Source organism: Kitasatospora nipponensis, from assembly GCF_039528135.1.
GTDB lineage: Bacteria > Actinomycetota > Actinomycetes > Streptomycetales > Streptomycetaceae > Kitasatospora > Kitasatospora nipponensis.
The window spans coordinates 1-2,029 of record NZ_BAAALF010000407.1 but is presented as its reverse complement, the minus strand read 5'-3'; the positions used below and the strand labels follow the sequence as shown (position 1 = coordinate 2,029).

2 protein-coding genes are annotated in these 2,029 nt (G+C 77.4%); both read right to left on the bottom strand.

All coding sequences use genetic code 11. The features are described from left to right. Nucleotides 1-570 (bottom strand): TerD family protein (locus ABD323_RS40680; RefSeq protein ID WP_425556334.1); only part of this gene is annotated, 570 nt, incomplete at its 3' end. A 321-nt stretch (nt 571-891) separates the two neighbouring features. Then, on the bottom strand, nt 892-1,914 hold the full coding sequence (locus ABD323_RS40675; protein WP_344447146.1) for a hypothetical protein: 1,023 nt from the start codon (nt 1,912-1,914) through the stop codon (nt 892-894). Nucleotides 1,915-2,029: the final 115 nt, after the last annotated feature.

Sequence of the window (2,029 nt, the reverse complement as noted above, 5' to 3'; positions counted from 1 at the left end):
GAGCCGGCCGAGCAGCTCCTTGTCCTGCGCCGAGAGCTCGGCCATCGCCGGCGCCTGCCCGGCCGGCTCCTCGATGGCGACGCCGAAGTCGGTGGCGATCCCGGCCAGCCCGTTCGCGTAGCCCTGGCCGACCGCGCGGATCTTCCACTCCGCGCCGCGCCGGTAGACCTCGACCACCACCAGGGCGGTCTCCCGGCCGAGTTTGGCCGGGGTGAAGGTGACCAGCACCTGGCCGGAGTCGGCGTCGCGCACGGTGGCGGTCGGCTCGGTCCCCGCGAAGGTGGCGGCGGGGTCGTCCAGGCTGGCGGTGATCACGACCTTGGCGACGTCGGCCGGGACCGCCCAGGTGTCCACGGTGATCGCGTCCGGCATCGAGCCGGTGGCCGGGCGGTGGGTGACGCCGGGCCCGTTCGGCGCGTTGAAGAAGACCAGGTCGGCGTCCGAGCGGACCTTGCCGGCTGCGGTCAGCAGCAGGCCCGAGACGTCCAGCCGCTGAGGGGCGGTCACCTCCACGGTCACCCGGGGGACGGACAACGGCGCGTTGGCGCCCTGGTTCAGGGCCGTGGTCACGGGTTCCTCCTCGACTGCGGCGGCACGGTCCGCCCGCCGCACCGCGCGCTGCGGGTGGCGGGGGCTCGCGCCGCGGGGTCTCCGGGCTGCGGTTGCGCAGACGGGTGGTGCGCGGAGCGGGTGGGGCGTGAAGCGGGTGGTGCGGCGACGGCTACGAGGCCAGCGTAGGACGTTTCGCCGCGATACCGCACTGACCCGAGGATGCCGCGTGCCCGGTGATCGGTTCCCGGCCGGCCCGGCGGGCGCGGCGGTGCCGCGGACGACCGTGCCGACCGGAGGGGCTCCGGTCGGCACGGTCGTCCGCTGGGCGGGTCGGTCCCCTCAGCGTTGCGGCGCGCCGGTGGTGAAGCCGCCGCGGGCGACCACCGCGTGCGGGTGGCGCAGCGCGAACCCGGAGGCCGTCCAGCCGGTGCCCGCGTCGCGCACCCCGGGGGTGGCGGCGCGGGCGTCCTGGACGGTGAAGGTGTAGAGGCCGGGCTGGACGTCCTCGCCGGGCTGCGGCGCGAAGCGGTAGAGCACCGTGGAGCCGTCCTGGTGCAGCGTCACCCGGGCGCCGGGCAGGGTGCTCCAGGCCATCGCGCCGGCGGTGGCGTCGGCCCGGCCGAGGCGCAGTTCGATCTCCACGGCGGCCAGCGGCTCGGTCACCGTCAGGGTGACGGTGTACCGGCGGCCCACGCCGGCCGGGTCCAGCAGGCCGCCCTGGCCGACCAGGACGGGGGCGTCGGGGTCCCCGGGGAGGTCCGCGGGGGCGTCCTGGACGGGCGGCGCGGGGGTCTTGGCGCCCGGCGTGAGGGTGGCGTCCGGATCCGGGGCCGGGGTGGGCAGCGGGCGCGGCGCCGGGCGGCGCGGGGGCGGCACGACACCGGGGGGCGTGGGCTTGCCGGCGCCCGTGACCGGGTCGGTGCCCGTGACCGGGCCGGTGCCGGGATCGGTACCGGCGCCCGGGTCGGTGCTCGGACCGTCGCCGGGATCGGGGGTCGGGCCGTCACCCGGGCCGCCCGTCGGGCCGGGGGAGGGTGTGCCGGTCGGGTCCGCGGGATCGGTGGGGCCGGTGGGGTCGGTGGGACCCACCGGGCCGGAGGGGCCGGGCGCCGGGGTGGCGGAGCCGGTCGTGCCGCTGCCGGGACGGGCGCCGGCGATCCCCGGGGCCAGGCTGGGCCCGGCGCTGGGGCGGCCGTCGGTCGGCACGGTCGAGGCCGGCGCGGTCGGCCGGCCCGGGGTGGGGGCGCCGGTCGGGGTGCCGGTGGGCGCCGGGCCGTCGGCGGCGTTGGCCGAGGCGGGGAACAGGATCGCCGGGGCGAGAGCCACCGCCGTCAGGACGGCCGAAACACGGGACAACTTCATTGGGCGGACCCCCACCTGCACAAGATGATCAGAGGATCGAATGATAGTTCGCCAACTATTGGGGAGTACAACCGGTTACCGATGTCCGGAAAGCCGGGGAAAGAAGCCTTTTGGC

Coding starts and splice junctions, on each gene's coding strand:
- ABD323_RS40675 (WP_344447146.1), bottom strand. CDS start 1,914: ATGAAGTTGTCCCGTGTTTCGGCCGTCCTGACGGCGGTGGCTCTCGCC.